Below are 25528 nucleotides of genomic sequence, written 5' to 3' on the forward strand. Positions count from 1 at the left end.
TGTCCTGTATCTAGAAAACAAATCTCAATTATGAGCATGGACGTCTCCACAAAGCGAAGGCTGATGCTCGGCTTCCTGACCAACTGGGTGGGGAAACTCTCCTCGACCGTAATTCAGTTCGTCCAGATCCCGGTCTTCCTCCACTTCTGGAGCGTCCCCCTCTATGGCGAATGGATGATCGTCAACTCCATTCCTGCGTATCTCAGCTTCAGCAACGTCGGCTTCGGTTCAGTCGCAGGCAATGAGATGACGATGCTGATTGCCCGCGATGACCGAGCTGCTGCGCTGCGCGTCTTCCAGAGTTGTTGGTGGCTGATTGCCCTCATCTGCACTGCTACGATCGTTCTGCTTTCGGGAACCCTGTACTATCTACCGGCTTCTCGCCTGCTCAGGCTCACCACGCTGGGGGAGTCCGATACCAAATGGATCATCTTCTATCTTGGAGTCTCCGTGCTGCTTGGGCAGTTGGAGCAACTGCTGCAATCTGCTTACCGCGCAGTTGGCCGTTATCCCTATGGCACCTTCCTCAAGAACATGTTTTCCCTGTTCGCTTTTGGCTGCATGATCGGAGCGGTCGCTCTAGGCGCGGGGGCACGTACGACGGCGTTTGTATTTGCCTCGGTCAACGTGGCTATCACCATATTTTTCTGCATTCTGGTGCACCGCGACATTCCCTGGATCGAGTATGGGTGGCAACATGCCAGCTTCGCCGAGATTCGCAAGCTTGCCCGCCCGGCCTTTGCTTATATGGCGTTCCCCCTGGGCAATGCCCTGAGCCTTCAAGGCAGCCTGCTTGCCGTCGGCTATGCTCTTGGGCCCACCGAGGTCGTCATCTTCAGCACGGCGCGCACCGTCTCGCGGGTTGCGCTTCAGATGGTCCAAATGGTCAACACCACCTTCGAACCGGAGATGTCGATCGCCTTTGGGGCGGGAAACTACGAGTTAACCCGCACCCTGCTCCGCCGCGCCTGCCAGTTGGCTCTTCTCGTCGCGCTGGTCCTGGTTCTGGTTATGCTGAGCTTCGGCCCATGGTTCCTGGTTCATTGGACGGGTGGCCACGTGCCGCCCAGCCGACCGCTCCTCAGCATTCTTCTCGCCGTCGTTGTCCTCTACGCGCTTTGGTCCACCAGCGGCACCCTGATGACTTCAACGAATCAGCATCAACGGCTGGCAACCTACTACATCCTCGGCACCAGTGTCGCCTGCGTCCTGTGCTACCTGATGTCGCGAACCTACGGCCTCTATGGAGCAGCCGCCTCGCTTCTGATCTCCGAGATCGTAATGAATTTGTACGTCGTGCCTGCCTGCCTAAAGATCGCCCACGATACCCTGCCGGCTTTTTTGGCTAGTATGCTCCACTTTCCGTCGTTCTTGCGGCCCGCTTCGCTTCTGGCCCGGATCCGTCGCTCCAGACCTGGCTTCGAAAGCTAAGATTACCTGCTAACCCCCTGATTCTTCATACATCACCACATACATCTGCAAAAAAAGACCACTTTTCAGAGCACTACCCCCGGATATAAGAACAAACACGGCCAAGTTGTTATCTCCCGGACTGGGTTTCCCTCAGAATCATTCGCAGGCCAGACCATCTACCACCTGCGTTGCAGCCATTGCCACCATGACTACGGTTCTGCCGGCAAAGATATTCACCTGCGTCGCTGTCCAATTCATCAAAACGGCATGAAAGGCGAGTCACTTCGTGAGTCACCGCCGAATCTTTTTTCCTCCGAATGCGTCTAACCATTGTGGTATCCTGTGATTCGCTGGGGAAGTGTGCCTTCGAATGCCCAGACTCTCTTTAGGGTCACCGGGCTTGCCAACGCGGTCTAAACCGCAATCTGCTCCCTGCCCATTACGTTACAACCAAGGGATCAGTCCGCCTGAATACCACAAACGACACAAGCGGCATCCCAATTATCAGAATCTTTCGCAGGAGTGCGCACAGCCGTGGCTGAAGAAATTGACAAGTACGAAGACGATATAGACAAGCTCATCGACACCGGGAAAGAGAAGGGATATCTCACCTATGGCGAGGTTAACGACCTTCTGCCTGGAGATATCACCACCCCCGACGATCTCGATGATCTTCTTACCACCATCAACACGCAGGGCATCGACGTGCTTTCGGGAGAAGAGCGCGCCAGTGGCCGCGACAAGTACGAGCCGGAAGCCGGGGAAGAGTCCGATGACGTAGAGCTCGACCTGTCGCCCGGTACGCTCGAAAAGACCAACGATCCTGTCCGCATGTACCTCCGCGAGATGGGTACCGTTCCTCTGCTTACCCGTGAGGGCGAAGTCGAGATCGCTAAGCGCATCGAACGCGGCCAGCTTCGCGTCATGAAGGCTATCTCGCGCTCGCCGATTGTCATTCGCGAGATCGTCGGGCTTGGCGAAGATCTGCGTCGCGGCGTTCGCAACATCAAGGAAGTCGTTACCTTCGACGAAGAAGAGCTTACCGAAGAGATTCTGCAGGCTCGCGTTCGCGCCACTGCCGGCCGCATCGACGTCATCGTCAAGCACCAGAAGAAGCTCCACGCCCTCGAAGAAAAGCTTGAAGCGCCCGCAGGCAAGGATGCCAAGGCCAAGGCAAAAGACACCCGCAAGACCCGCTGGCTCATCGGCCGCGAACACGTTTATATCAACCGCATCGTTCGTGAGCTGAAGTACACGAACGGTGAGAAGAAGCGCCTGCTCGACAAGGTCAACAAGACGGTTGACGCCATGCGCACCCTCGAGCGCCAGATCAAGACCCTCGAGGTCAAGCACGAGGCCTCCAAGTCTGAAGAGCTGCGCAAGGAGTATCGCCGCCAGCAGAAGAACTGCCGCACCGATCTCGAACGCGTCGAAGCCGATGCGGGCATCTCGCTGGTCGATCTGAAGCGCACCCAGCGCGAGATGATCCAGGGCGACATGGACGCTGAGCGCGCCAAGCGTGAGCTCATTGAAGCTAACCTTCGCCTCGTCGTTTCGATCGCGAAGAAGTACACCAATCGCGGGTTGCAGTTTCTCGACCTCATTCAGGAGGGCAACATCGGCCTCATGAAGGCGGTCGACAAGTTCGAGTACCGTCGTGGCTATAAATTCTCAACCTACGCCACCTGGTGGATCCGTCAGGCCATCACTCGTGCCATTGCGGACCAGGCCCGCACTATTCGTATCCCGGTGCACATGATCGAGACGATCAACAAGCTCATTCGCACCTCGCGTCAGCTGGTGCAGGAGCTTGGTCGCGAAGCCTCCTCGGAGGAGATTGCCCGCCGTATGGACATCCCAGTCGCGAAGGTCCGCAAGGTTCTCAAGATCGCGCAGGAGCCCATCTCGCTCGAGACGCCCATCGGAGAAGAGGAAGACTCGCACCTTGGGGACTTCATCGAAGACCGCATGGCCGTGTCCCCGGCGGACGCCGTTATCAGCGTTAACCTGAAAGAGTACACCTCGCAGGTGCTGCGCACCCTGACCCCGCGCGAAGAGCGTGTGATTAAGATGCGTTTCGGCCTCGAGGACGGCTCCGAACACACGCTCGAAGAGGTTGGCCAGTCCTTTCAGGTCACCCGCGAGCGCATCCGTCAGATAGAGGCCAAGGCACTCCGCAAGCTCCGTCACCCCAGCCGCAGCCGTAAGCTAAAGGCCTTCGTCGACGGCGTCAAGGACATGTAACTCCGACCATCACAATTTAAAAACAATAAGGGGCGACAGCGAAAGCTGCCGCCCTTTCCTTTGCAGCAAAACAAACGCCATCTCCCGACCGACGGGAGGTCCAACCGAAGGGGTACACAAGTCACGAAGTGACCGCCCGCGCGCAGCGGGCTCGTCCGGCAGGACAAAAGATTTATAAGTTCTCTCTCTACTTCTGCGATGATAGGAAAGATCGATCAGCACCCCGGAGGACCTCCCCACCGCATGACACTCCCCACGCCGGAGCCTAACCGTCTCCACTACTGGCTGCGTCGTCTCTGGCCCATTTACTGCTTTCTTGCTGCCCTCGTTACCTTCGGCTACGCGCTCTACGACCCTTACCAGATCGACGGCGACGCGGTCTCCTACATGGATATTGGCGACCTCATCCGCGCACATAACTGGCACGGCGTCGTCAATGGTTACTGGAACCCGCTCTACCCTGCCGCGCTGGCACTGGGCCACACTCTCTTCCACGCTACTCGCTTCACCGAGCTTCACGCCTACTACATGGTCAACTTCGGCATTTTTCTGCTGGAGATGCTGGCTATCGTTGCTTTCACCGACGCTCTCGTCCAACTACGCGATCTCCGCGAAGACTCGGCCGCCACACTAAACGCTACATCCTTTCTTTCCGCATCTTTCGTTTTAGACCGCTACGCCCTCCGCTACCTCGGCGTCGCCCTTCTCATCATCTCCACCCAGCGCGAACTCAGCATGGGCAAGGTTCGTCCCGACGCGCTCCTTCAGGCCTTTCTGCTTCTCGGCGTGGCCGCGCTCTTGAAACATCTCGCTACAAGCCAGCTACGGTACGCCGCACTGATGGGCGTCTTTCTGGGTTTTGCTTATCTCGCCAAGTCCTTCGCATTCCTCTTCACCTTGCTCTCCGTTCTCGCACTGATTCTTTTTCGCGCCCTGTGGCAGCGGCATTCTGCCAGCAAGATCGTAGCGGCAAGTCTTCTCACGTTGGTTTGCTTCTCGGTGATTGCGGGTCCATTTATTGCGGCCCTCTCCAGGCAAAAGGGGCGCTTCGACTTCGGCGACTCCGGCACTCTCAACTACGCGTGGTTCATCAGCGGCACAGAGAAGATGCATCTCCAGCCGAATCAGACGTCGCTCTTCGGCGCATCCGAGGTTCACCTCAAACACCCTGAAAAACAGCTACTGCAATCGCCCGGCATCTTCAGTTATCGTCAGCTTCCTTACGGCACCTATCCCGACTGGTTTGACAACTCGTTCTGGAACGACCAGGTTAAGGCGCACATGAACCCACGCATCGAGATCGTCGTCGTCGGCCAATGCATCGTGCGCATCATTCGGTACATCGCAAATCACCCCGAGGCATGGCTCCTCCTTGCACTTCTTCTGCTTATGGGAGGACGCTTGTCCAGAGACTGGCAACCGTCTTCCAACGCCTTCTGGGTCGCACCATTTCTTCTTGGCCTCGGGGTTCTCGGGATCTACGGTATGGTGAACATCGAGGACCGCTACATCACCATCGGCCTTCTCGCGATTCTATTGCCTCTCTTTGCGGCACTCCGTCTTTCGACTGCCGTTCAAGCCTCTGCCACGCGCACAGCGGCCTCGGCAGCTGTTGTTCTGCTTGCGCTGTTGGCTGTCGGCGAATCGGCTCGTACGGTCGGAGAACTTCGTCGAGAGCTGCCCTCCGCCGGACTACCGGCAGGCTGGTACAGCCCGAGCATCTTTGGGGCTGCCCACGCACTCAACGACATGGGCGTAGGACCAGGCGATACGGTCGCGTGCATCGGAACCACTGCCTGTCTCTACGATCCTTATTGGGCGCGGCTGGCCGGTGTCCGCGTCCTCACAGAGATCTATGTGCCAACTACGCCACTCTACCCCTCTTATGCTGCGATGCCCAACCGCGACGAGGTCATTGACGTCGTGCGCCGCCAGGGCGACAAGGTTTTGATCGGCTACTTCACTCCTGGTCTCATGACCGGTACGAACCCCATCTCTGCGGGTTGGCATGAGCTGGACAGTTCTCCTTTTTACGCGCTTCCTCTTAACCTTCCGGCGGCGGCCCCAGCGGAAAACCCTCACCCCTGACGCGGCTAGTCCCATATCATCACTTTGGTACATGCAAACCATGAGCGATCTGACCGTAACTATTCTTATGCCATGCTTGAACGAAGCAGAGACGCTAGCCTTCTGCGTTCGTCAGGCGGTTGCCGCTCTCCGCGATAACAATGTTGCTGGCGAGGTTGTCGTCGCCGACAACGGCAGCACTGACGGCTCACAACAGATCGCCACCGAGGAAGGTGCTCGTGTCGTCAACGTGCCCACTCGCGGCTACGGGGCAGCGCTCATTGCCGGGATCGAGGCAGCCCGCGGCAAGTACATCCTGATGGCTGATGCCGATGCGAGCTACCACTTCGAACATCTTCCCCGCTTCCTGCCAAAGCTTGACGAAGGCTACGATCTCGTCATGGGAAACCGCTTCTCCGGCAGCATTGAGCCTGGAGCGATGCCGCCGCTTCACCGCTACCTCGGCAATCCGGTTCTCTCCTCCATTGGCCGCATCTTCTTCCGCATCCCGGTTCGCGACTTCCATTGCGGACTGCGTGCCTTCCGGCGCGATCCTATCCTCGCACTAAACCTTCGCACCACAGGAATGGAGTTCGCCTCGGAGATGGTGGTGAAGTCCTCTCTCGCCGGACTGCGCATGACGGAGGTTCCCACCACACTCTCTCCCGATGGGCGCAGCCGCCCCCCCCATCTGCGATCCTGGCGCGATGGCTGGCGTCATCTTCGTTTTCTTCTTCTCTTCAGCCCCAGGTGGCTCTTTTTGATTCCAGGCGTCGTCACCTTCTTTGTTGGCATCCTTCTTTCTCTGTGGCTCATCCCCGGCCCGCAGACTGTGGGGCGATGGACCTTCGACGTTGACACTCTCACCTATGCGTTGGGCCTTGTCCTTATCGGAGCGCACATCTCCGTCTTTGCAGTGAGCGCACGGGTCTTCGGCACGCAGGAGGGATTTTTGCCGCCGAACCCAGAGTTTGAGCGCATTTTTAACTACATCAATCTCGAAGTCGGGTTGTTGTTCGGAGCAGCACTTCTTCTCGTTGGTCTGGGAATCCTTGGCTATGCCATCCATATCTGGCACGGCGCGGGATTTGGGAACCTCTCGCCCCAGCGCATGCTGCGTCTTACTCTGCCGTCAGCAACCTGTTTTATGTTGGGGGTGGAAGCTATATTTGGCAGCTTTTTTCTCAGCCTGCTTGGGATGAACCGCCGGTAGGGACAGAACTTATTTGCCTGCAGCGCGGACCGGAGCTTGGCTCCCCCAATGTGTCTCCGTACAACCATCGAGGGATATCTTGCAGATTTCTCGGGGGCCTACCGTACATTCGTGCGGAACTTCCGCCGAGGTCGTGGGTTTGTACGGAGAGTAAAGAGCGAATGGCCGATTGCGATTTCAGGCCGTTCAACAATTTTGAGCAGCGGCGGCCAAGGCGCCGTGAAGCCAACCAAAGGATGTGTATATGAAATTGACGAATTTAGTCCGTAAGTTTGTGGTCGGCGCGGCTCTTGCGCTTTTGCCCGCAGCTTCTTTTGCAGGAGTGTTTATCTCGGTGGGCTTTGCACCGCCGGTGTTGCCGGTTTATACGCAGCCGATCTGCCCGGGCGATGGCTATCTTTGGAATCCCGGCTATTGGGCGTATGGCGATGAAGGCTACTACTGGGTTCCGGGTGTGTGGGTTCGGCCTCCGCAGGTTGGACTTTTGTGGACGCCGGGCTACTGGGGATGGGGCGGTGGTGCTTACCTCTTCCACGCCGGTTATTGGGGGCCGCATGTGGGCTTCTATGGCGGGGTGAACTATGGCTTCGGTTATGGCGGCGTTGGTTTTGGCGGCGGCCGCTGGGTTGGCAACAGCTTTGCGTATAACACCTCGGTCGTCAATGTGAACCGGACGGTAATTCACAATACGTACGTCGACAATACGGTGATCAACCATACGACGGTCTACAACCGTACGAGCTTCAATGGCGGGACCGGCGGGATACAGGCTCGTCCTTCGGCGCAGGAGGCTTCATTTGCGCGGGAGAACCATGTGGCGCCGACTGCGGAGCAACAAAGCCATGTGCAGATGGCCCATGCGGACCGCAGCAACTTCGCATCGGTCAATGGCGGTCATCCTCAGAATGCAGCTTTCTCCCGGCCCGGAGTGCGAGCGGCGAATCAGCAGCAGCGTATCGGGCAGGGTGTGCAGTCGGGTCAGCTTACGGCTCATGAGACTGGCAACCTGGAGCACAGGGACGCAAGCATCAATCACCAGGCAGCGGCTGACCGCGCGGCGAACGGCGGACATCTGACTGCGCAGGAACATCAGCAGATCAATCAGCGGCAGAACAACGTCAGCAGATCAATCAATAACGACAAGCACAACGCAAACACGCAGGAACATCCACATGCTGAGGCGCGCGAAGGGCATCGGTAGGCGGTATTAGAGCGAAACGGGAGCGGCCGGTGTAGGTTTCGCCGGCCGCTCTTTTTTTGCCTAGAATCTTAGGAATGCTTACGGAACAGATGGACCGGGTGGTAGTGGTACTGGTGCGTGCGCGCAATCCGAACAACATCGGCGCGGTGGCGAGGGCGATGCACGACTTTGGCTTTCGCCATCTGCGAGTTGTGAATGAGTATGCGGTGCCGTTTGAGACGGCGCGGTCGGCGGTGGATGCGTCGGAGGTCTTGGCTGGGGCTGAGGCGTATATCAGCGTTGCGGAGGCGGTAGCGGATTGCACTCTTGTGGTGGGGACGACGGCAGTGGGGGAGCGGGCGCTGCAGCATCCTTTGCATACCCTCGCTGACGCTGGAGAGAAGATCGGTTCAGCGGCGGCCGGTGGGGGACGGGTTGCGGTGCTATTTGGCTCGGAGAAGACCGGCCTTAGCAATGAGGAACTGAGCCACTGTCATTGGCTGCTGACGATTCCGATGGCGGATCAGATTGGGATTCGGCATCCTTCGATGAATCTTGGGCAGGCGGTAGCCGTTTGTCTGTATGAAATGGTGCGGAGGAAGGATTCGGTTGTTGCCGATGCTGTGGATGCGGCGGCTGGTGCTGGAGAGGTAGAGCGGCTGACGGCGCTGTTGGGCGATGTGCTGGAGGCGACGGGTTATACGAGACGGCATCCTGCGAACTCTGATGAGGCTCAGATCCGGCGGCTGGTGTTGCGGATGGATTTGACGGCAAGTGATGTGCCGGTGTGGATGGGGATTCTGCGGCAGGTGTTGTGGCGGGTGCGCGGGGGCTGAGGGCGCGCAGGAGAGGTAATAGCAGTCAAAGGTTTTTTAAAAATTAAGCGCCTGCGACAACACGGCAGATTCCTAGGGATGGCAAATGGAACAACATCTGCAGTAAGCCGACGAGGGCCACGATTCCATATATCACCGTAGGCTTGGCGGACTGTAGACTAAGCGTCATTCGTAACAATTTTCGTGAGGGTATGCGTCCGGAGGCTTGAGGCATGTTTGTGAAGAATCGATTGTCGGTGATTTCGGTTGTGGCGGGGTGCTGCCTGTCTGCGAACGGAGCAGCGCAGGGTAGACAGCTTACAAACGAGGACTATGCCCGCGCTGAGAAGTTTATGGGGTACAACGTGAATGCGCTGGTATATCACGGCGTGGCACGGCCGACGTGGATGGCAGACGGGCGGTTCTGGTATCGCGACAATGGGCCGGAGGGGATTACGTTTACCGTGGTCGATCCTGGGAAGGGGACGAAGGTGCCTGCGTTTGATCAGGCGAAGCTGGCCGCAGCGCTGACGAGTGCGACAGGCGGCAAGATGAAGGCGGATGCGTGGCATCTGGTGATCTCAGAGATTGAGTTTTCGGATGGAGACAAGACGGTTGTTGTGGGGAGTGGCTCCCGGAGGTTTCATTGCGACCTGAGTGGTGCGGGCGTATGCACGGAGGTGATTGCGCCGGGCGGAGAGCAGGCGGCAAACAAGATTCACGGAGTTCTCTCCCCGGATAAGACAAAGGAAGCTTTTATTCGCGATTGGAATCTCTGGATGCGCGATGTGGCTACGGGTAAGGAGGCGCAGCTGACTACCGATGGCGCGAAGGATTATGGGTATGCGACCGATAACGCCGGCTGGACGATGAGCGATAACGCGATCCTGGTGTGGTCGCCGGATGGGAAGAAGATTGCCACGTTTCAGCAGGACCAGCGGAAGACGGGCGAGATGTATATGGTGCCGGTAACGAATGGGCATCCGGAGTTGAAGGCGTGGAAGTATCCGCTGGTGGGCGATAAGGATGTGACGATGATTGAGCGAGTGGTCATCGATGTGGATGCTGCGAAGACGATTCGGTTGAAGATGCCGCCGGATCAGCACCGGTCTACCTTGTGCGATGACGTCAGCTGCCGTGGTGGGAGTGGGTGGGACGACGTACAGTGGGGCGCGGATGGCAGAACGCTGGCGTTTGTCTCTACGTCGCGTGACCACAAGCAGGAGTGGATGCGGATTGCAGATGCTTCGACGGGTGAGGTTCGCGAGGTGATGGGCGAGACCGCACCGAAGTTTTTTGAGAGCGGCAATGACAAGGTGAACTGGAAGTATCTATCGAAGACGAATGAGCTGTTGTGGTTCAGCGAGCGAGATGGCTGGGGGCAGATGTATCTGTATGACGCAGCGACCGGTAAGCTGAAGAACCAGATTACGCATGGCGACGGAAATGTGACGCAGGTGCTGCGGGTGGATGAAACGGCGCGAAAGATCTACTTTCTCGGCGTGGGAAAGGAGCGGGGGAGGGACCCTTATTTTTCGCACTACTACAGCATTGGGTTTGATGGAAACGGGATGAAGCTTCTGACTCCTGAGAATGCAGATCATGCGGTGACGGTGTCGCAGGATGGGAGGTACTTTGTCGATGTTTATTCGACTGCGACCGAGCCGCAGACGGCGGTGGTGCGGGATGAGAGCGGCAAAGTTGCGGTAGACGTTGCGAAGCAGGATATCTCGAAGCTGGTAGCTTACGGCTGGGTTCCTCCTGTGCCGATTGTGGTAAAGGCGCGGGACGGAAAGACGGACTTGTACGGTTACATGTTCAAGCCGACGAACTTCGACGCCTCGAAGAAATATCCAATTGTGAACAGTGTCTATCCGGGACCGCAGACGGGATCATGCGGTGGACGGGGGTTTGCGGCGGCGCATCGGGATTGGCAGTCGCTGGCGGAGCTTGGGTTTGTTGTCGTGTGCATTGATGGAATGGGGACGCCGTTCCGGTCGAAGGTGTTTCATGAGTTTTACTTCGGCGACCTGGGGGACAATACGATTCCGGATCAGGTAGTTGGGATGAAGGAGCTGGCGTCGAAGTATCCGTGGATCGATATTGAGAAGGTGGGGATGTACGGGCACTCGGGCGGCGGAAATGCTACGGCTGCGGCGATGTTTCACTATCCCGATTTCTTCAAGGTGGGGATTGCAGAGAGTGGCAATCACGATCAACGCGACTACGAAGATGATTGGGCAGAGAAGTGGAATGGTCTGCTGGTGAAGAATGCCGATGGGACGACGAACTATGACAGTCAGGCAAATCAGTATGTGGCTAAAAATCTGAAGGGTCATCTGCTGCTGGCGCATGGTTCCATGGACAACAACGTGCCACTGAACAATACGCTGCTTGTGGTGGATGCGCTGATTAAAGCGAACAAGGACTTTGATCTGCTGATTATTCCTAACGTAGCGCATGGCTATGGCGAGGCGAGTCAGTACATGACGCGGCGGCGGTGGGATTATTTCGTGAAGAATCTCGCGGGTGATGTGCCGCCGCATGAGTATGAGATGAAGTCTTATGCTGCGGCGATGGCGGCGGCGCGTTCGGGCCCGGGCGATGCGGAGGATGATCAGTAGAGAGGGTTAAATGTGAATGGCCGGCAGAGTGATTTGCTCTGCCGACCATTTTTGCTCAATTATTCGACGATCTTGCCGTCGTTGCTGGAGGTGTTCGACGATTTCGCTGAAGAGACCTGCCAGCCGTTGCTGGTGTTGGTGAGCGTGGCCTGGGCGTTCTGAGGCGCGGCGAGTTCGGTTTGGAGTTGAGGGTAGGCGTTTTGGGTTTCAGCAGCGGTGGCCCATCCGGCCGCATCGGCTACGGTGTAGTGGTAGTTGATCTGGGTGGTGGCGCCTACGGCGTCGGTGGTGGGGGTGGAGCTGTCGATGCTTGAGACTTTGCGGTGGCCGTAGCAGAAGTTTCCGTAACCAGGTTGGCTGGTGTCAGCGGTCCAGGCGGCGCGGCCTTTGTCGGAGAGGTCGTAGTTATTGACCTGCTTGCTGGCGATGATGAACTTCTTCTTTTCGGCGGTGGTGCGGACTAAGAGACCCTGATCGACCAGGGCATCGTAACTGGAGGTTTTACTGGCGTCAGAGGTATCGGCCTGGACTGGGAATTTGATCGGGTCGGACCAAAGGCAGGCGGGATGGGCCGAGTAGTAGGTATTGATCGCGCTGGTGAAGTTGACGGTGTTGTCGGCTTTTTTGTTACAACCGGTTGCGAGGAGTGCTGCTGCTCCACAGAGGGCAGCTGCGCGGAGGGTGATGCGGATGTTTTGGCGGGTCATTTCAAATGTCTCCTGAGATCTTATCTTTGCCTGGCTTGGCTTCAGGCTTTCAAGTGGGTGGGATGCAGGAGATGTTGGTTAGGTCTTCTACGAAAATGGTTGCCTGAGCGGTGCGAAGTTTATAGCCAGCCTTTGGTGCGGGCGATGCGGGCTGCGTCGACGCGATTGGAGGCGCCCAGCTTGGCGATGGCTTCGGACAGATAGTTACGTACGGTGCCTTCGGAGAGATGGAGTTCAGAGGCTATCTCGGTGCTGCTGCGGCCGTCGCCGGCGCGCTGGAGGATCTGGCGTTCGCGGTCGGTGAGGGGATCGAGTTCTGCGTTCCAGGCCTCGGCGGCGAGCGCGGGGTCGACGACACGCATGCCTCGGTGGACGCGGCGGACGGCGTCGGCAAGCTCTTTCGCGGGCCGATCCTTGAGGAGATAGCCGCGGGCCCCGGCGTCGAGCGCTCTGCGTAGGTACCCCGGGCGGGCGAAGGTTGTAAGGATGATTGTGCGAACGTTAGGATGGCTGGTGCGCAGGTTTGCGGCTAGTTCGAGGCCGGTCATGTGAGGCATCTCGATGTCGGTGACGAGGACGTCGGGCTTCATGCGGCCAACGGCTTCAAAGGCATCGCGGCCGTTCGCTGTGGTGGCGATGACGGAGATGTCGGCTTCGAGCTCGAGCAGTGCGGAGAGGGCGCCCAGCACCATGGCTTGATCTTCGGCGAGAACAACTCGGATGGCGGTGCTCATGTGGTCACGAAGGGAGCTTTGATTTCGCTCGAATGTGTCGACGATGTTAGGTCGCTCTGGGTGTTGGGAGTGTGAGGAAGCTCGATGAGGATTGTGACGCCTGGGCTGGTTGTGATGGAGAGGCGACCGCCGAGCGATTGGACGCGCTCTCGCATTCCGCGGAGGCCGTTACCCTCTCTGATCCTGGGCTGGTTTCCGTCGTCGGTGATCAGGAGAGAGTGATAACCGTCTTCAGAGCGGGCGAAGCGGATGCGACACTGCGTGGCCTTAGCGTGCCGCACGATGTTGGTGACCGCTTCGCGAACGGTGAGGCAGAGAACGGTCTCTTCCGAGGCGTTGAGTTGGGGGACTGGAGATTCGCAGGAGAGCGCGACACCGGCGGATTGGAGAGTTTTGCGGGTTCGCTCCATTTCGGCGGTGAGGCCCTGAGACCGATATCCGCCAATGGCCTCGCGGACTTCGCTGAGGGCTGTTCGCGCGGTCCGTTCCACATCTGCCATCTCCTGAGCCGCGCGTTGTGGATCGCGCTCGAGGAGACGGCCGGCGAGTTCGGCTTTGAGCACGATGACAGAGAGGGTGTGGCCAAGGACGTCGTGGAGGTCGCGGGCGATGCGTTCGCGTTCGGCTACGGCGGCTAGGGCGGCGTTCTCTTCCTGGGCGAGGCGGAGCTTGCAGTCGGCGCGTTTCTGCTCGGCGAAGAGGATGTTGCCGCCGCCGATGAGGAAGACGAGGAAGATGGCGATGAAGACGTTCGGCCATCCGATGTAGAGGGGACGGTGGGGTGTGTTGAAGAGGGCGCCTTCGGCGGCGATGAAGAGAGCTTCCAGGAAAAAGAGAGAGAGAACGCGGCGTTTGGATTCGATGCTGAAGGGGAGGAAGGCGGCGGCGTAGACGAAGAAGGTGGAGCCGCCGCCGTTCCAGGGAAAGGTGATGAGGCCAAGGGCGAAGGTGGCGGCGATCATCCAGTAGCGGGTGGGGCGGCCTTCGTCGGTGGAGCGAACGTAGCCGGTGAAGAGGGCGAGGAAGGCTGCGAAGACGGCGAGGGTGCCAAACCACAGGCGCGGGCTGGGTTCGAGGATGGGGTCGATGAAGAGGAAGCCGACGTAGGCGAGCCAGAGCCATGCCCAGTTTCGTGTGTGCCGCTTCGAGGTGGTGTCGGTGGTGCTCATAGATTGTTCCAGTGCAGTTTACGCCGGTTATCGGGGTTTAGAGTTCAGATCTTAGAGGGGGCACCTCAAGAAAAGGAAACGTATGGCTGCGAGGGACACACAAGAGGTAGAGGATTGCGGTCGGGCTAGAAGTTGAGATGAAATGTGAACTTCAACCAGCCCTCCCATAGGTCGCTCCAGTTGTGGGACAGGATGCCGGGTCGCAAGTTCTTTCGCCATGCCGCCAGAATTCCGTAGAGCACACCAAGGATACTGATTACGGCGACAGCTCTCCAACCCCGGGGGTGGATCAAACCGAATACAAGGCCCTGGAGAAGAATGCCGAGCCAGAGACGCCCCGTCAGTGCGCTGAACTGGCGTTGAAGGTAGCCGCGAAAGATCAACTCTTCGCAGAATCCGGCACTGAGTGAGACCGCGATCCAGACACCGATCTCGAACAAACCGCGAACTGGAAAGGTCTCGTCGTGCGGGCCGGTGGGTGTAGCGAAGAGCCGGGCAAGCACCGCGAACGCTGCAAATGCAGTCGCTTCCCAGAGGATCCAGAAAGGCGCCGCAATCGCGAGATCTCTCAGAACGTCGCCTACACTCGACCAATGTCGGCCGGAGAGCTTCAGCAGGCTGCCGCCCCCGGATCGCACGCCGCTCCAGACATAGTAAAGAATGCCCCAATCGAAGAGGAGCGACTCGATGAATCCGGGAATGATCCTTCTCTGAATCGGCTGTGAACCGGGGGCCGGCTGCGCGGCTCCGGCATGGCTGGCAGCAGGTCCGTATTGGAGCGCAAAACCGATTGCGAAAACAGCACACAAAATTGCGAGAAGGCCAAATGTGTGTCCATAGCTTGCTACCGGTTCAAGACTTCGCCGATCTTGATCTGAGGTGCTGTCCCGATCTTTTGAGTCCTGCATTAAGGCCTCTCTCGGTTCGTGAGACTCGATACCTCACTGAGGGTTGAGGGTTACATGTTCTGTTCCCTGCGGTGAAAGAGGAAGCGGCTGAGGCCGAGCATCAGGAGAGTGAAGCCGAGGAGGGCGCTCCAGTGGCTGGCGAGGGGCATGGTGTCTCCGTAGTGGAAGACGTGAAGCATGAGCTGGGAGAGATGGTAGGTGGGGAGGAAGGGCGCGAAGCCCTGCAGCCAGTGGGGCATGAAGCGGATGGGGACCCAGAGGCCGCTGAGGAAGGACATGGGGAGGTAGATGAGATTGATGATGCCGGGCGCGGCGTTGGCGGGGACGAGGAGTGCGAGGAGCAGACCCATGCTGGCGAAGCAGACGGAGCCGACGACGGTCATGCCGAGCATCTTGACCAGTTCGGCGGGGGAGAGGCGGACGTCGCCGAAGGCGGTGCCGACGAGGGTGAGGATGCTGACGATGATGAGGCCGAAGGCGACGGCGGCGGCGCATTTGGCGAAGAGGTAGGCGGAGACGGGCATAGGGCTGGCGCGCTTGAGCTCGAGCCAGCCGGCGGCGAGATCAGAGGAGAGACCAACGCCGATGCCGAAGAGAGCTGATCCGATGAGGCCGAAGCAGGCGTATCCGGCGAGCATGTACTTGGCCAGGTGAACGCTGCCGTCGAAGGCGTGGCGATTGGCGAGGCCGAAGATGATGTAGAACATGACGGGAAAGCCTATGGTTGCAAGAGAGAAGGATCGGGTGCGGAGAAGTTTTACGAACTCGTATTTGGCTTCTTTGCGGTAGATGTCGGGGACGTTGGTTCCGGCGGGTTGGAGGATGGCGGCGGGGTACATTGAAGTCTCCTTGTCTGGGTGAGGCGCGGATGATGGCACGAATTGTCAGGCCTTGGTAAGGGCCAGGAAGGCATCTTCGAGGGCCGGGCTCGCGATCTCGAGTCCGCTGAGAGTTTCGTCGCGCAGCAGCATCTCGCGGACAACCTCCTCTGCGTTGACTGCGGTCACGATGGTTGCCTCTCCGTGGTGCTCGACGCCGGTTACGGTGGGGAGAGCGCGCAAAAGCTCGCTGGAAAGGCTGGTGCGGCAGCGGATTCTGCGCCCGCCGCTGTTGCGTTTGATCTCGGCAGGCGTGCCTTCGCAGATGACGCGGCCTTTGTTGATGACAATGATGCGGTCGGCGAGGGCGTCGGCCTCCTCGAGGTAGTGCGTGGTGAGGAGCACGGTCTTGCCCATGGCGGCGAGGACGCGGATCTCTGCCCACAGGCCCCGGCGAGCCTCGATGTCCATACCGACGGTGGGCTCGTCGAGGAAGATGAGGTCGGGGTTGCCGCAGAGGGCGAGGGCGAAGAGGACACGCTGCCTCTGGCCGCCGCTGAGCTGGCCGAAGAGACGGTCTTCGATGCCCTGGAGCTGCGCGATGCGGAGGATGTCTGCGGTGGGGAGAGGATTCGGATAGTAGCTGCGAAAGAGGTCGAGGTGTTCGCGGACCTTTAGCATCTCGGTGATGCGCGAGATCTGGAGCATGGCGCCGACGCGGTTGCGGGTGGCAGCTTCGCGGGGATCACTGCCGAAGACGCGGGTAGCGCCGGAGGTGGGCGCGATGAGGCCGAGGAGGAGCTTGATGGCGGTGGATTTGCCTGCGCCGTTGGGGCCGAGGAGAGCGACGATCTCGCCGGGATGCAAGGAGAGGTTGAGACGGTCGAGGGCGAGTGCGTTGCCGTAGCGCTTGGTGACGCCGGTGAGGCTGGCGATGGGCTGCTTCGACGCGATTTGAGTTCCGTTGGTGGGCCGGGCTTCGGTCTCGTAGGCGATGGCGGTCAGCGGCATGATCGGTCTCCTGTATTGAATTACAGGACGATGATGCGACGGATTGTGCGGCGACAGTAGTGTGGGACGTCAGGAGTTGGAGGTGACAGATGTCATGCTCTGCCGTCGACCGGAGAGCGGTCTTCTAGAATCGTCCGATACGCTTAGTCTATGCACGATGAGAAAAAGATTCTTCCCTTCGCCGCGCTGTTCGTCGGTATCATTTCGATCTCCTGGTCAGCGATCTTCGTGAGATGGACTGACATGTCGGGAGTGGCCTCCGCGTTTTACCGGGTTCTGATTGCTTCGATCGCTCTTTGGATCATTCTGTTGGCGCAAAGAGGCAGTCGCCTGCGCATTTCGTCGCGGTCAGTGCCGCTATCGGCTCTGGGGGGCATCTTTTTTGCGGCGGACGTAGGTCTCTACAACGTAGCCGTTCTGCACACATCGGCTGGCAGCGCTACTTTCCTAGGCAACAACGCTCCCATCGTAGTTGGTCTAGTCACATGGTTCCTAACAAGAAAGCTACCATCCTTCAGATTCTGGGTGGCTCTGGCAATTGCCATTCTGGGAACATGCCTTATCGTTTCGATCGACTGGAATCATATGCGGTCCTCCTCCTCTGCGGATTTGTTGGCCTCTATCGCTTCGATCTGCTTTGCGTTTTATCTTTTGACCACAGAGCGACTGAGAACGAATACGGATACAGTGACAATTGTCGTGCTATCCACTACTGCAAGCGCGGCCGCTCTCTTGGTGTTTTCTTTTGCGGCGCATATCTCGCTAGCTATTCCGGGGTTCCAGTCACTCTTAGCTGTTGCGGGGTTAGGTTTTATCTGCCAACTGACGGGATATTTCTGCCTTACCTACGCCCTCGGACACGTACCCGCAACGGTCTCCTCAATAGTCTTACTTGCCGTCGCGCCAATCACAGCGCTTCTTGCATTCTTTCTCTTTGGAGAACAGATGACGAGGCTACAAATTTTGGGTGGCGGATTTATACTCGCGGCGGTCTGGATTATTGCTAATCAACCACAGCCTTCAAGTTTAGAAACATAGGCTCTCATGCTTGGAAGCTGCTACCGAGACTACATATAGTCAACGCCGTACTTAGTCGGGATCTGGGTGAAGGCGATGCGGGTGGGTGCGGATTCGCGGGCAGGAAGCATGCCGGCGAAGTGCAATTTGGTGTGTCCGTATTTGAGGTTGAGCTTGTCCATGGTGGACGAGAGGCTAGCGCGGTTGTTGGGGTCCGGGAAGAGCCGCTGTTGCAATTCATCGTCGGGGATGAGGTTATGCAGGGTGATGGCGAGAAAGAAAGGCTTTTGCTGCTCCGAGCTTTTAGGGCACTGCCGCCAGATGCCCTGCAGGGCTTCGAGGAGAGTAAGGGTGTCATTGCAGGCCTCGAATCGGGCCTCCATACCCCAGGAGGCGTGCTCAATGCCGCTGGAGTGGCGGCGTGACTTTTCTGCGTGGGCGATCTGCTCTCGCGTAAGGGCGAAACGGATGTTGAAGCAGAGCGAGGTGGTGTGAAATTTTTCCATACGCAGGCGCATGGCGGCTTTGTGGAGAAGCTTATGGGCGACGGCCCAGGCTCCGGTGATGGTGCGGAACTGGGGTGCGAGGACGTGGGAGTGACCCAGGGTCTTCTGGACGTCGGAGGCAGGCGGAGCTCCGTCGTCGCCAACATCGATGCCGCGGAGCCAGTGGTAGAGGCGGTCGCCCCATACGGAGTCCCAGAGCTTGTGCATGCCGTTGCGGTCGAGAGCGAGAAGCTGCTCCATTGTGGTAATGCCTTTTTTGTTGAGGCGGGCTTCGGTGCGGGCGCCTACACCGGGCAACTCACGGAGAGGGAGATGGGCGATGGCGCGGGGCAGCTGCGAGGGCAGGAGGCCTATGAGTCCGTCGGGCTTCTGCATGTCACTGGCGACCTTGGCGAGGTAACGGTTGGGCGCCATGCCGATGGAGCAGCGAATGGCTTCACCTACGTTCTTATAGATGGACTGCTTGATCGCGAGGGCGATCTTGCGTGCGTTAGGGGGCTCCTGTTCGCGACCTATAAGCTCGCAGACGGTTTCGTCGATGGAAGGTATTGAAGTGACATGGCATGCTTGTTCAACAGCTTCTTTTACCGCGTGGGAGTACTTGGAGTACTCGGTGTGGCTGCCTTCGATGAGAATGATTCCGGGGCACAGCTTTTTGGCGTCGCCTACGCGGGTGCCGGTCTTGATGCCGAAGGCTTTGGCCTCGTAGCTGGCGGCGATGCAGCAGGTCGTGTCGGCCATGGTGGGGACCACTGCCAGGGGACGGCCGCGGTATTCGGGGTGCAGTTGCTGCTCAACCGACGCGAAGAAGCTGTTCAGGTCGATGTGCAGGAAATGGAAGCGGTCGGGTTGGGCGGGGGTAGACACGGCTCGTACTGGAGATTATATTCGCCTTTTATTTGCTTTTGGCGTTGTCTTGAATGATGTCGTAGGTGATGCCGAAAGGGTCGCGAAAGTATAGGGAGTTCTGGCCTTCGCGGAGGATCTCGCAGCCGTTGTCCAGCAGGGATTGCCTTGCGGCGTTGATGTCTTCGACGGTGAAGCTGGGGATGGGCGGCTGGGTGTTCAGATCGCGGTTGACGTAGAGGAGGAAGTGGCCGGTGTCGTATTCGAGGTAGCCGTCGGAGCGGGACAGGAGTGTGAATTTCATCACGTTGGTATAGAAGTTTTCGGCGGCCGTGATGTCTTCGAGGTGGATGGCGACGCAGTTGTTGGATTTGAACATTTTCGGCACCTCTTGGAGCGTTTGATACTGATTGTAGGCGCCTGCTGGAATGTGGAGACTTGGAATGCGATGAAAGTGGCAGGACTGTTGCGGTGGTGCGCTGCTAGAATTCCGTTCTATGGCAGCAGCCGAGCATCCCGTTCAAGCAGACGTTCCTGTGGAGAAGTCCCTCAATCATCAACGCAAACTGGCAGAGCTTGCCGCTCGCCACGCTATCGCCGAAGAGGGCGGGGGCGAGGAGCGGCGGGAGCGCGAGCGTAAATCGGGCAAGCTTTCGGCGAGGGAGCGGGTTGAGTTTCTGCTCGATGAGGGCACGTTCGAGGAGACGGACAAGTTCGTTACGCACCGGGCGACCGACTTTGGCATGGCCGAGCAGCGTGTTCCCGGCGATGGATTTATCACTGGCTACGGGCGGGTGCATGGGCGAGTAGTGTTCGTGTTTGCGCAGGATTTTACGGTGTTTGGCGGGTCGCTTTCTGAGGCGAATGCGGCGAAGATCGTGAAGATTATGGACATGGCGATGCGTGTAGGCGCGCCATTGGTGGGACTGAATGACTCGGGTGGGGCGCGCATCCAAGAGGGCGTGGTTTCACTGGCCGGGTATACGGATATCTTTCTGCGAAATACGCTGGCGAGCGGAGTTGTGCCGCAGATCTCGGCGATTCTGGGGCCGTGCGCGGGAGGCGCAGTGTACTCTCCGGCAATCACGGACTTTACGGTGATGACGGAGAAGACGAGCTATATGTTCGTGACCGGGCCGGATGTGATCAAGACGGTGACGCACGAGGACGTGACTAAGGAGGCGCTGGGCGGCGCGGTGACGCATAACGAGATCTCCGGCGTGGCGCACTTTATGGCGCATGACGATCAGGAGTGTCTGGCTACGGTGCGGGAGTTGTTGAGCTTTCTGCCGTCGAACAATCTCGACGACGCACCAAGAAGGCCGACACAGGATGATCCAGGGCGTGCGGATGCTGCGCTCGACACGATTATTCCTGAGGAGAGCAACCAGCCGTACGACATGGTGGATGTGATCTCGCGCGTGGTGGACGATGGCTACTTCTTTCAGGTGCAGGAGCACTTTGCGCGAAATATTGTGGTGGGATTTGCGCGTATGGCGGGGCGGCCAGTGGGAATTGTGGCGAATCAGCCGGCGTTTCTTGCGGGTGTGCTGGATATCAACGCGAGCGTGAAGGGCGCGAGGTTTGTGCGGTTCTGCGATGCGTTCAATATTCCGCTGATCACCTTTGAGGATGTGCCGGGATTCATGCCGGGGATTCAGCAGGAGCATGGCGGCATCATTCGTCATGGAGCGAAGTTGCTGTATGCGTTCGCGGAGGCGACGGTTCCGAAGCTTACAGTGATTACGCGCAAGGCCTATGGCGGGGCGTACTGCGTGATGAGCTCCAAACATCTACGAACGGATTTAAACCTGGCGTGGCCGACGGCGGAGATCGCGGTGATGGGGCCTGAGGGAGCGGTGAATATCGTTTACAAGCGTGAACTGGATTCAACCGTGCGCCGGGCTGAGGCGATGTGGCCGCAGGGGAAGGCGTTTACGGAAGAGGAGAAGCTGGCGATTCTGGCTGAGGCTCGCAAGGATAAGGTGGAGGAGTTTCGCGAGCGGTTTGCTAATCCCTATGTGGCGGCAGAGCGGGGTTACATCGATGCTGTGATCAGGCCTAGTGAGACACGGCGACGGTTGAATTCGGCGCTCGATATGCTGGCGACCAAGCGGGATAAGAATCCTGCCAAGAAGCATGGCAACATTCCGCTGTGACAACTTATCTACTTTTAGCGCTGACGAGAACAACGTTGCTGGGAACGGCTCGACACTTTTCGGAGCCGGATGGGCGCCAGATGGTGCCGTCGTTGTAGCGGATCTCATTGAGGTCTACCCAGCGGAGCGCGCCTACCCGATTCATCCAGACATCTGCATTGCTTAGGGTTTTGTCATCGGCCGAACGCTCCAGCAGAAACGACTTTGAGACGGTGTCGCGTGTGTTTGCCTCGGTGGACCGGAAGTCTGTGGGAACGATGCGACCCTTCGGAGAGACACCATAGACGGTGACTTCAATGCTCTCGATGGCAGCTATGGGGGGTTGATCGAGGGTGATATGCAGTCCCAGAACTGGGCCATTCTTGTCAGCGTTATTTGCAGAGAGGACTTGTGCGGTTGACTGTCGGTTTGCTCGGAAGCCGATAGGGCAGTCCGTTCCGCCGGGAATGCTTCGCAGTATGACTGCAGAGGCGTCGGGCTTGCTGCCGGAGGCAGTGGAAGATTGTGCGAGCGAGGCGGTGGCTGCGAGAAGAAAGAGGGTGGCCGAGAGACGGTGCATGGAACCTCCTGCGTTTCAAAAGGTCTACTGTCTAAGACGCTACTACGCGCGGGCAGTGAGTTCAAACCAGACGCGTCTGGGCAGGAGGAGCGCTATTGCGTTGTGCCGGTGAGGAAGATCTGCTCAGAGTGCGCCGCGATGACGCGATAGAGACCGAACTGTCGCGCGTTCTGGCTGCGGAGTTCAAAGAGCAGGCTGGCGCGATTGCTGGCCTCGGCATCGACGACATCGACGAAGCGCATGAGCGGCGTGCGGTCGAGGTGGGCTGCGTCGGTCACGCTCTGAATGGCTGGTTTTAGCTCGCCGAGGCCGTTGTCCTGCGCGACGATAGTGACGTAGTGCAGAGCTGCTCCCGTGCCCGCGGTGTGAGCGGAGTATACGTAGGTGGCGGCACCGCCATAGCTGAGGGTGTAGGCCTTCAACTCTTCGTCAGACAGGAGGACGGACGGCGAAGCGGTGGCTCGGTGGGTCCGCGTGGTAGTGGTTGTTTTCTTTACTGTCGGGACGGGGGTTGTTGCGGCAGGTTTGGCACCCGTTGCGTTGTACGCGGCGAGTTGCGCCTGGGCCATGGTCTGCATCTTGGAGAGAACGGCTGCGTGCTGGGCAGCGTCCTCCCACTCGAGGGTGAAGGCGTGAGGGTCTCGACTGGCCGCATCAGAAACCGCAACCATCTGATGAAGATTTTGGGGGATGCCGACGAGTTTTGGAAGCTCGGTCTCGGTCATCGCGCTGGTGGGCTTGCCGCGATGGAGGTTGGGCCGGTTGGGGTCGTCGTTGAGCGAGCCGGTACCGGTGACTGAGTTGGTGTCGTGCGCTCTCTTGGCGTCTTCGGCGGAGTGGCGCTTCAGGGTTGGGCGATCGGGGTCGTCGGATGGAGTTGAGCTGGCAGTGGTCGATCCGGTGTCCGCGGTGGAGGTGTCGGATGTTCCAGAGGGTTGACGCTTCATGGTCGGTCGGTCGGGATCGTCGGCAGGGGTGTTCGGCGTGGTGGATGTTGTGGTGGTGCCGTCGGTGCTGTCGGACCGGCGTTTTATGGTGGGGCGATCGGGGTCGTCCGTGGAGGTGGAAGCAGTAGAGGTTGTTGAAGTGGGGGTACTTGAACTGGAGGCGTCGGTGGTGGCGCTATCGGATCGGCGCTTCATGGTCGGGCGAGTCGGATCGTCGTTCGCTGCAGTTGTGTCGGTGGCGGTTTTAGCGTCGGCGTGATGGCTGGTGTCGCCTTTGGATCCGGTGAGTACGGGCAAGGTCTTCGAGGGCTTGAGAGCTGCAGCTTTCTTTGGTGCGGCCAGCGGCTTGACGCTGCCATAGCCGAACCAGCCGTCGTCGTAGGCGAGATCGCCGGTGGCCTCGACGGCCTGCAGATGCCTTGCGTAAGCGAGATCGAGATAACCCTTATCGATGCCTGCAGTTTGGAGCTCGTAGACGTTTCCGCTCAGCAAGGCAAAGGGTACGGGGCGGGCGACGTAGATGCCGGCGTCTTCAAGCTTGCCGTCGATGAAGAGAGAGACGGGAATGAGGCGGCTGGCGGCTGGCTTGGCGAAGTCGCCGGTCCACTCGTAGACGCCCACCGCGCGGACGACCTGTTCGGGCTTGGCGACCTTGTGCATCTGGGCCCAGGAAGTGGGACCGCAAAGGAGCAAAGCGGCGAAGACGAGGACGCGATGGGGTCTGTATCTCATAGGGCTGTCATCGAGATTAGACGCTATTTGTAGCTCAAAGTCCTGCCCAGTTGCGCGGCTGACTTTTTAGGGTTAAGGCCTGGTTGATGGGGATGTTCGGTACCATGCAGGGTATGGATTCTGCGATGTTGCTTGAGGTGAAGGATCTTACGGTCGGCTTTGGGCGGCATGCGGCTGTAAAAGGTATCTCGTTCCAGATCAATGCTGGCGAGACACTGGGGCTGGTGGGGGAGTCGGGGTCGGGCAAGTCGGCGACTTCGCTGGCGGTGCTGCGGCTGTTGCCGGAGAGCGCGCGAGTGAGTGGGACGATTCGATTCGACGGCGAGGAGCTGCTCGTGCTGCCTGAAGAGGCGATGCGGCGAAGGAGGGGGCGCGAGATCGCGATGATCTTTCAGGAGCCGATGACGGCGTTGAATCCCGTGATGCCGGTGGGGGCACAGATTGCGGAGGCCGTGGCGGCCCATCATCCGGAGGTGGGACGAAGAGCAGTGAGGGCGCGGGTTTTGGAAGCGATGGAAGAGGTTGGTCTGCCGGAGGTTGAACTGAGAGCCAAGGACTATCCGCATCAGTTTTCCGGAGGTCAGCGGCAGAGGATTTTGATCGCGATGGCGATTGTGAATCGGCCAAGGCTGTTGATCGCTGATGAGCCGACGACGGCGCTGGATGTGACAGTGCAGGCACAGATTCTGGAACTGTTGAAGGCGCTTCGGCGGGAGTATGGACTGGCGATGCTGTTCATCTCGCATGATCTGGCGGTGGTGTCGAAGGTGGCCGACCGGGTGGCGGTGATGCAGCATGGGGTGATTGTGGAACAGGCGGAGGCAGGGAGGCTGTTTCGTGAGCCGCAACATGCTTATACGCGCAGACTGCTGGCTTCTGCTCCGACAATGAAGACGGACCGGACTATGCCTCTGGCTTCAGGGCCGCTGGCCTCGGGTTGAGCGGTGATTGTAGCGCTGGAGCCGGGTAATTTCCCTGAACGAGTGAATGTCTATAGACTTGAGAATTGTGCCTTATGTCGTTTAGGGCCTCTTTGACCGTATGCGCGCGCTGGTTATTTCTGATATTCACGGGAACCTCGAAGCATTGAACGCAGTTCTTGCCGCGGCAGAGCCGTATGACGTGATGTGGAACCTGGGCGATGTGGTGGGGTATGGGGCAAGTCCGAATGAGGTTGTAGCGCTGATGCGGGCTAAGGCACAGGTGAATGTGCGGGGGAACCATGACCGGGTGTGTTGTGGGTTGACCTCGGCGGTGGGGTTTAATCCTGTAGCTAGAGCGGCTGCGGAGTGGACTAAGGCTGAATTGACTAGAGAAAATCTGGCGTGGCTGAAGGCGATGCCGCAGGGGCCGGTGGTTCCGGAGCAGCCGAATGTGACTTGCGTGCATGGGTCGCCACTCAATGAGGATCAGTACATCTTGAGCATGCGGGATGCGTGGGCTCCGCTGCAGCAGGCGGCTACGGCAATTACGTTCTTTGGGCATACGCATCTGCAAGGGGGATTCTCGCAGAAGGAGCATGACTGGCACGAGATCAAGACGCAGTTCAGGACGAGGAACGCAGCGGAGAGCTGGAAGATGCTGATTCCAGAGGGGACGCGGCACCTGATCAATCCGGGGTCGGTGGGGCAGCCGCGGGATTTGGATTGGCGGGCGGCGTTTGTGGTGTATGACCTGGAGGCGCGGGAGATTATTTATCATCGCGTGCCGTATGACCTGACGGCGGCTCAGGGGCGGATCCTGATGGCTGGGTTGCCGGAGAGGCTGGCGGCTCGTCTGCGCGAGGGAAGATAATTTTGGGGATGGTTTTTTGATGGGGTTTTGCAAAAATGTGGGCGCAAAACGTGGTTTTTGGGTGG

The 25528-nt window shown here is 58.8% G+C and carries 21 protein-coding genes; 11 read left to right on the plus strand and 10 right to left on the minus strand.

All coding sequences use genetic code 11. From position 1 onward, the window contains the following. The first annotated feature begins 30 nt into the window (after positions 1-30). The 7 genes from HDF08_RS19945 (at position 31) to HDF08_RS19975 (ending at position 11556) form a co-directional block, all read left to right on the plus strand. Complete coding sequence (locus HDF08_RS19945) at positions 31-1431, plus strand: lipopolysaccharide biosynthesis protein (protein WP_179640402.1); 1401 nt, start codon at positions 31-33, stop codon at positions 1429-1431. 516 nt (positions 1432-1947) lie between these two features. Then, positions 1948-3657 (plus strand): RNA polymerase sigma factor RpoD, encoded by a 1710-nt coding sequence (rpoD, locus tag HDF08_RS22000; protein WP_179640403.1) that lies wholly within the window; start codon positions 1948-1950, stop codon positions 3655-3657. A gap of 243 nt (positions 3658-3900) precedes the next feature. After that, positions 3901-5745: an ArnT family glycosyltransferase gene (locus HDF08_RS19955; protein ID WP_179640404.1), complete on the plus strand. Its 1845-nt coding sequence runs from the start codon at positions 3901-3903 to the stop codon at positions 5743-5745. A 40-nt stretch (positions 5746-5785) separates the two neighbouring features. Further along, the gene (locus HDF08_RS19960; RefSeq protein ID WP_218884875.1) at positions 5786-6937 is read left to right on the plus strand and encodes a glycosyltransferase family 2 protein; all 1152 of its coding nucleotides are present in this window, start codon (positions 5786-5788) and stop codon (positions 6935-6937) included. A 244-nt stretch (positions 6938-7181) separates the two neighbouring features. Next, positions 7182-8138 (plus strand): YXWGXW repeat-containing protein, encoded by a 957-nt coding sequence (locus HDF08_RS19965; protein WP_179640406.1) that lies wholly within the window; start codon positions 7182-7184, stop codon positions 8136-8138. 74 nt (positions 8139-8212) lie between these two features. After that, the gene (locus HDF08_RS19970) at positions 8213-8953 is read left to right on the plus strand and encodes an RNA methyltransferase (RefSeq protein WP_179640407.1); all 741 of its coding nucleotides are present in this window, start codon (positions 8213-8215) and stop codon (positions 8951-8953) included. A 212-nt stretch (positions 8954-9165) separates the two neighbouring features. Next, entirely contained in the window at positions 9166-11556 is a 2391-nt protein-coding gene (locus tag HDF08_RS19975) for a S9 family peptidase (RefSeq protein WP_179640408.1), read from the plus strand. Positions 11557-11615: 59 nt separating this feature from the next. Here the strand turns inward: HDF08_RS19975 and HDF08_RS19980 are convergent, their stop codons facing one another. The 6 genes from HDF08_RS19980 to HDF08_RS20005 form a co-directional block, all read right to left on the minus strand. Next, on the minus strand, positions 11616-12263 hold the full coding sequence (locus tag HDF08_RS19980) for a hypothetical protein (RefSeq protein WP_179640409.1): 648 nt from the start codon (positions 12261-12263) through the stop codon (positions 11616-11618). A gap of 119 nt (positions 12264-12382) precedes the next feature. Continuing rightward, entirely contained in the window at positions 12383-12997 is a 615-nt protein-coding gene (locus tag HDF08_RS19985; RefSeq protein ID WP_179640410.1) for a response regulator transcription factor, read from the minus strand. Further along, positions 12994-14166, minus strand: a complete 1173-nt coding sequence (locus HDF08_RS19990) for a sensor histidine kinase (protein ID WP_179640411.1) — start codon at positions 14164-14166, stop codon at positions 12994-12996. Before HDF08_RS19990 ends, HDF08_RS19985 begins: the two co-directional genes overlap by 4 nt. Before the next feature lie 125 nt (positions 14167-14291). After that, entirely contained in the window at positions 14292-15074 is a 783-nt protein-coding gene (locus tag HDF08_RS19995) for a CPBP family intramembrane glutamic endopeptidase (RefSeq protein ID WP_179640412.1), read from the minus strand. A 50-nt stretch (positions 15075-15124) separates the two neighbouring features. Further along, positions 15125-15913 carry an ABC transporter permease gene (locus HDF08_RS20000; protein ID WP_179640413.1) on the minus strand — a complete coding sequence of 263 codons (789 nt, stop codon included), beginning with the start codon at positions 15911-15913 and terminating at the stop codon, positions 15125-15127. Positions 15914-15958: 45 nt separating this feature from the next. Next, positions 15959-16903 (minus strand): ABC transporter ATP-binding protein, encoded by a 945-nt coding sequence (locus tag HDF08_RS20005; protein ID WP_179640414.1) that lies wholly within the window; start codon positions 16901-16903, stop codon positions 15959-15961. A gap of 150 nt (positions 16904-17053) precedes the next feature. Here HDF08_RS20005 and HDF08_RS20010 point away from each other — a divergent pair, with 150 nt between their 5' ends. Then, positions 17054-17941 carry a DMT family transporter gene (locus tag HDF08_RS20010; RefSeq protein WP_179640415.1) on the plus strand — a complete coding sequence of 296 codons (888 nt, stop codon included), beginning with the start codon at positions 17054-17056 and terminating at the stop codon, positions 17939-17941. Between the two features lie 29 nt (positions 17942-17970). Here the strand turns inward: HDF08_RS20010 and HDF08_RS20015 are convergent, their stop codons facing one another. Next, positions 17971-19293, minus strand: coding sequence for a DNA polymerase Y family protein (locus HDF08_RS20015; protein WP_179640416.1), 1323 nt, complete (start codon positions 19291-19293; stop codon positions 17971-17973). Between the two features lie 28 nt (positions 19294-19321). Beyond that, on the minus strand, positions 19322-19651 hold the full coding sequence (locus tag HDF08_RS20020) for a VOC family protein (protein WP_179640417.1): 330 nt from the start codon (positions 19649-19651) through the stop codon (positions 19322-19324). A 118-nt stretch (positions 19652-19769) separates the two neighbouring features. Here HDF08_RS20020 and HDF08_RS20025 point away from each other — a divergent pair, with 118 nt between their 5' ends. Continuing rightward, on the plus strand, positions 19770-21431 hold the full coding sequence (locus tag HDF08_RS20025) for an acyl-CoA carboxylase subunit beta (protein ID WP_179640418.1): 1662 nt from the start codon (positions 19770-19772) through the stop codon (positions 21429-21431). A gap of 4 nt (positions 21432-21435) precedes the next feature. Here HDF08_RS20025 and HDF08_RS20030 read toward each other — a convergent pair whose 3' ends face one another. Both HDF08_RS20030 and HDF08_RS20035 read right to left on the minus strand, forming a co-directional pair. Next, positions 21436-21990: a hypothetical protein gene (locus HDF08_RS20030; protein ID WP_179640419.1), complete on the minus strand. Its 555-nt coding sequence runs from the start codon at positions 21988-21990 to the stop codon at positions 21436-21438. Positions 21991-22082: 92 nt separating this feature from the next. After that, on the minus strand, positions 22083-23669 hold the full coding sequence (locus tag HDF08_RS20035) for a hypothetical protein (protein ID WP_179640420.1): 1587 nt from the start codon (positions 23667-23669) through the stop codon (positions 22083-22085). An 86-nt stretch (positions 23670-23755) separates the two neighbouring features. Here HDF08_RS20035 and HDF08_RS20040 point away from each other — a divergent pair, with 86 nt between their 5' ends. Then, on the plus strand, positions 23756-24610 hold the full coding sequence (locus HDF08_RS20040; RefSeq protein ID WP_257031297.1) for an ATP-binding cassette domain-containing protein: 855 nt from the start codon (positions 23756-23758) through the stop codon (positions 24608-24610). Positions 24611-24710: 100 nt separating this feature from the next. After that, complete coding sequence (locus tag HDF08_RS20045; protein ID WP_179640421.1) at positions 24711-25463, plus strand: metallophosphoesterase family protein; 753 nt, start codon at positions 24711-24713, stop codon at positions 25461-25463. The last annotated feature ends 65 nt before the right edge of the window (positions 25464-25528 follow it).

The sequence above is a fragment of the Tunturiibacter empetritectus genome (genome assembly GCF_013410875.1).
In the GTDB taxonomy this organism is placed as follows: Bacteria; Acidobacteriota; Terriglobia; order Terriglobales; family Acidobacteriaceae; genus Edaphobacter; species Edaphobacter empetritectus.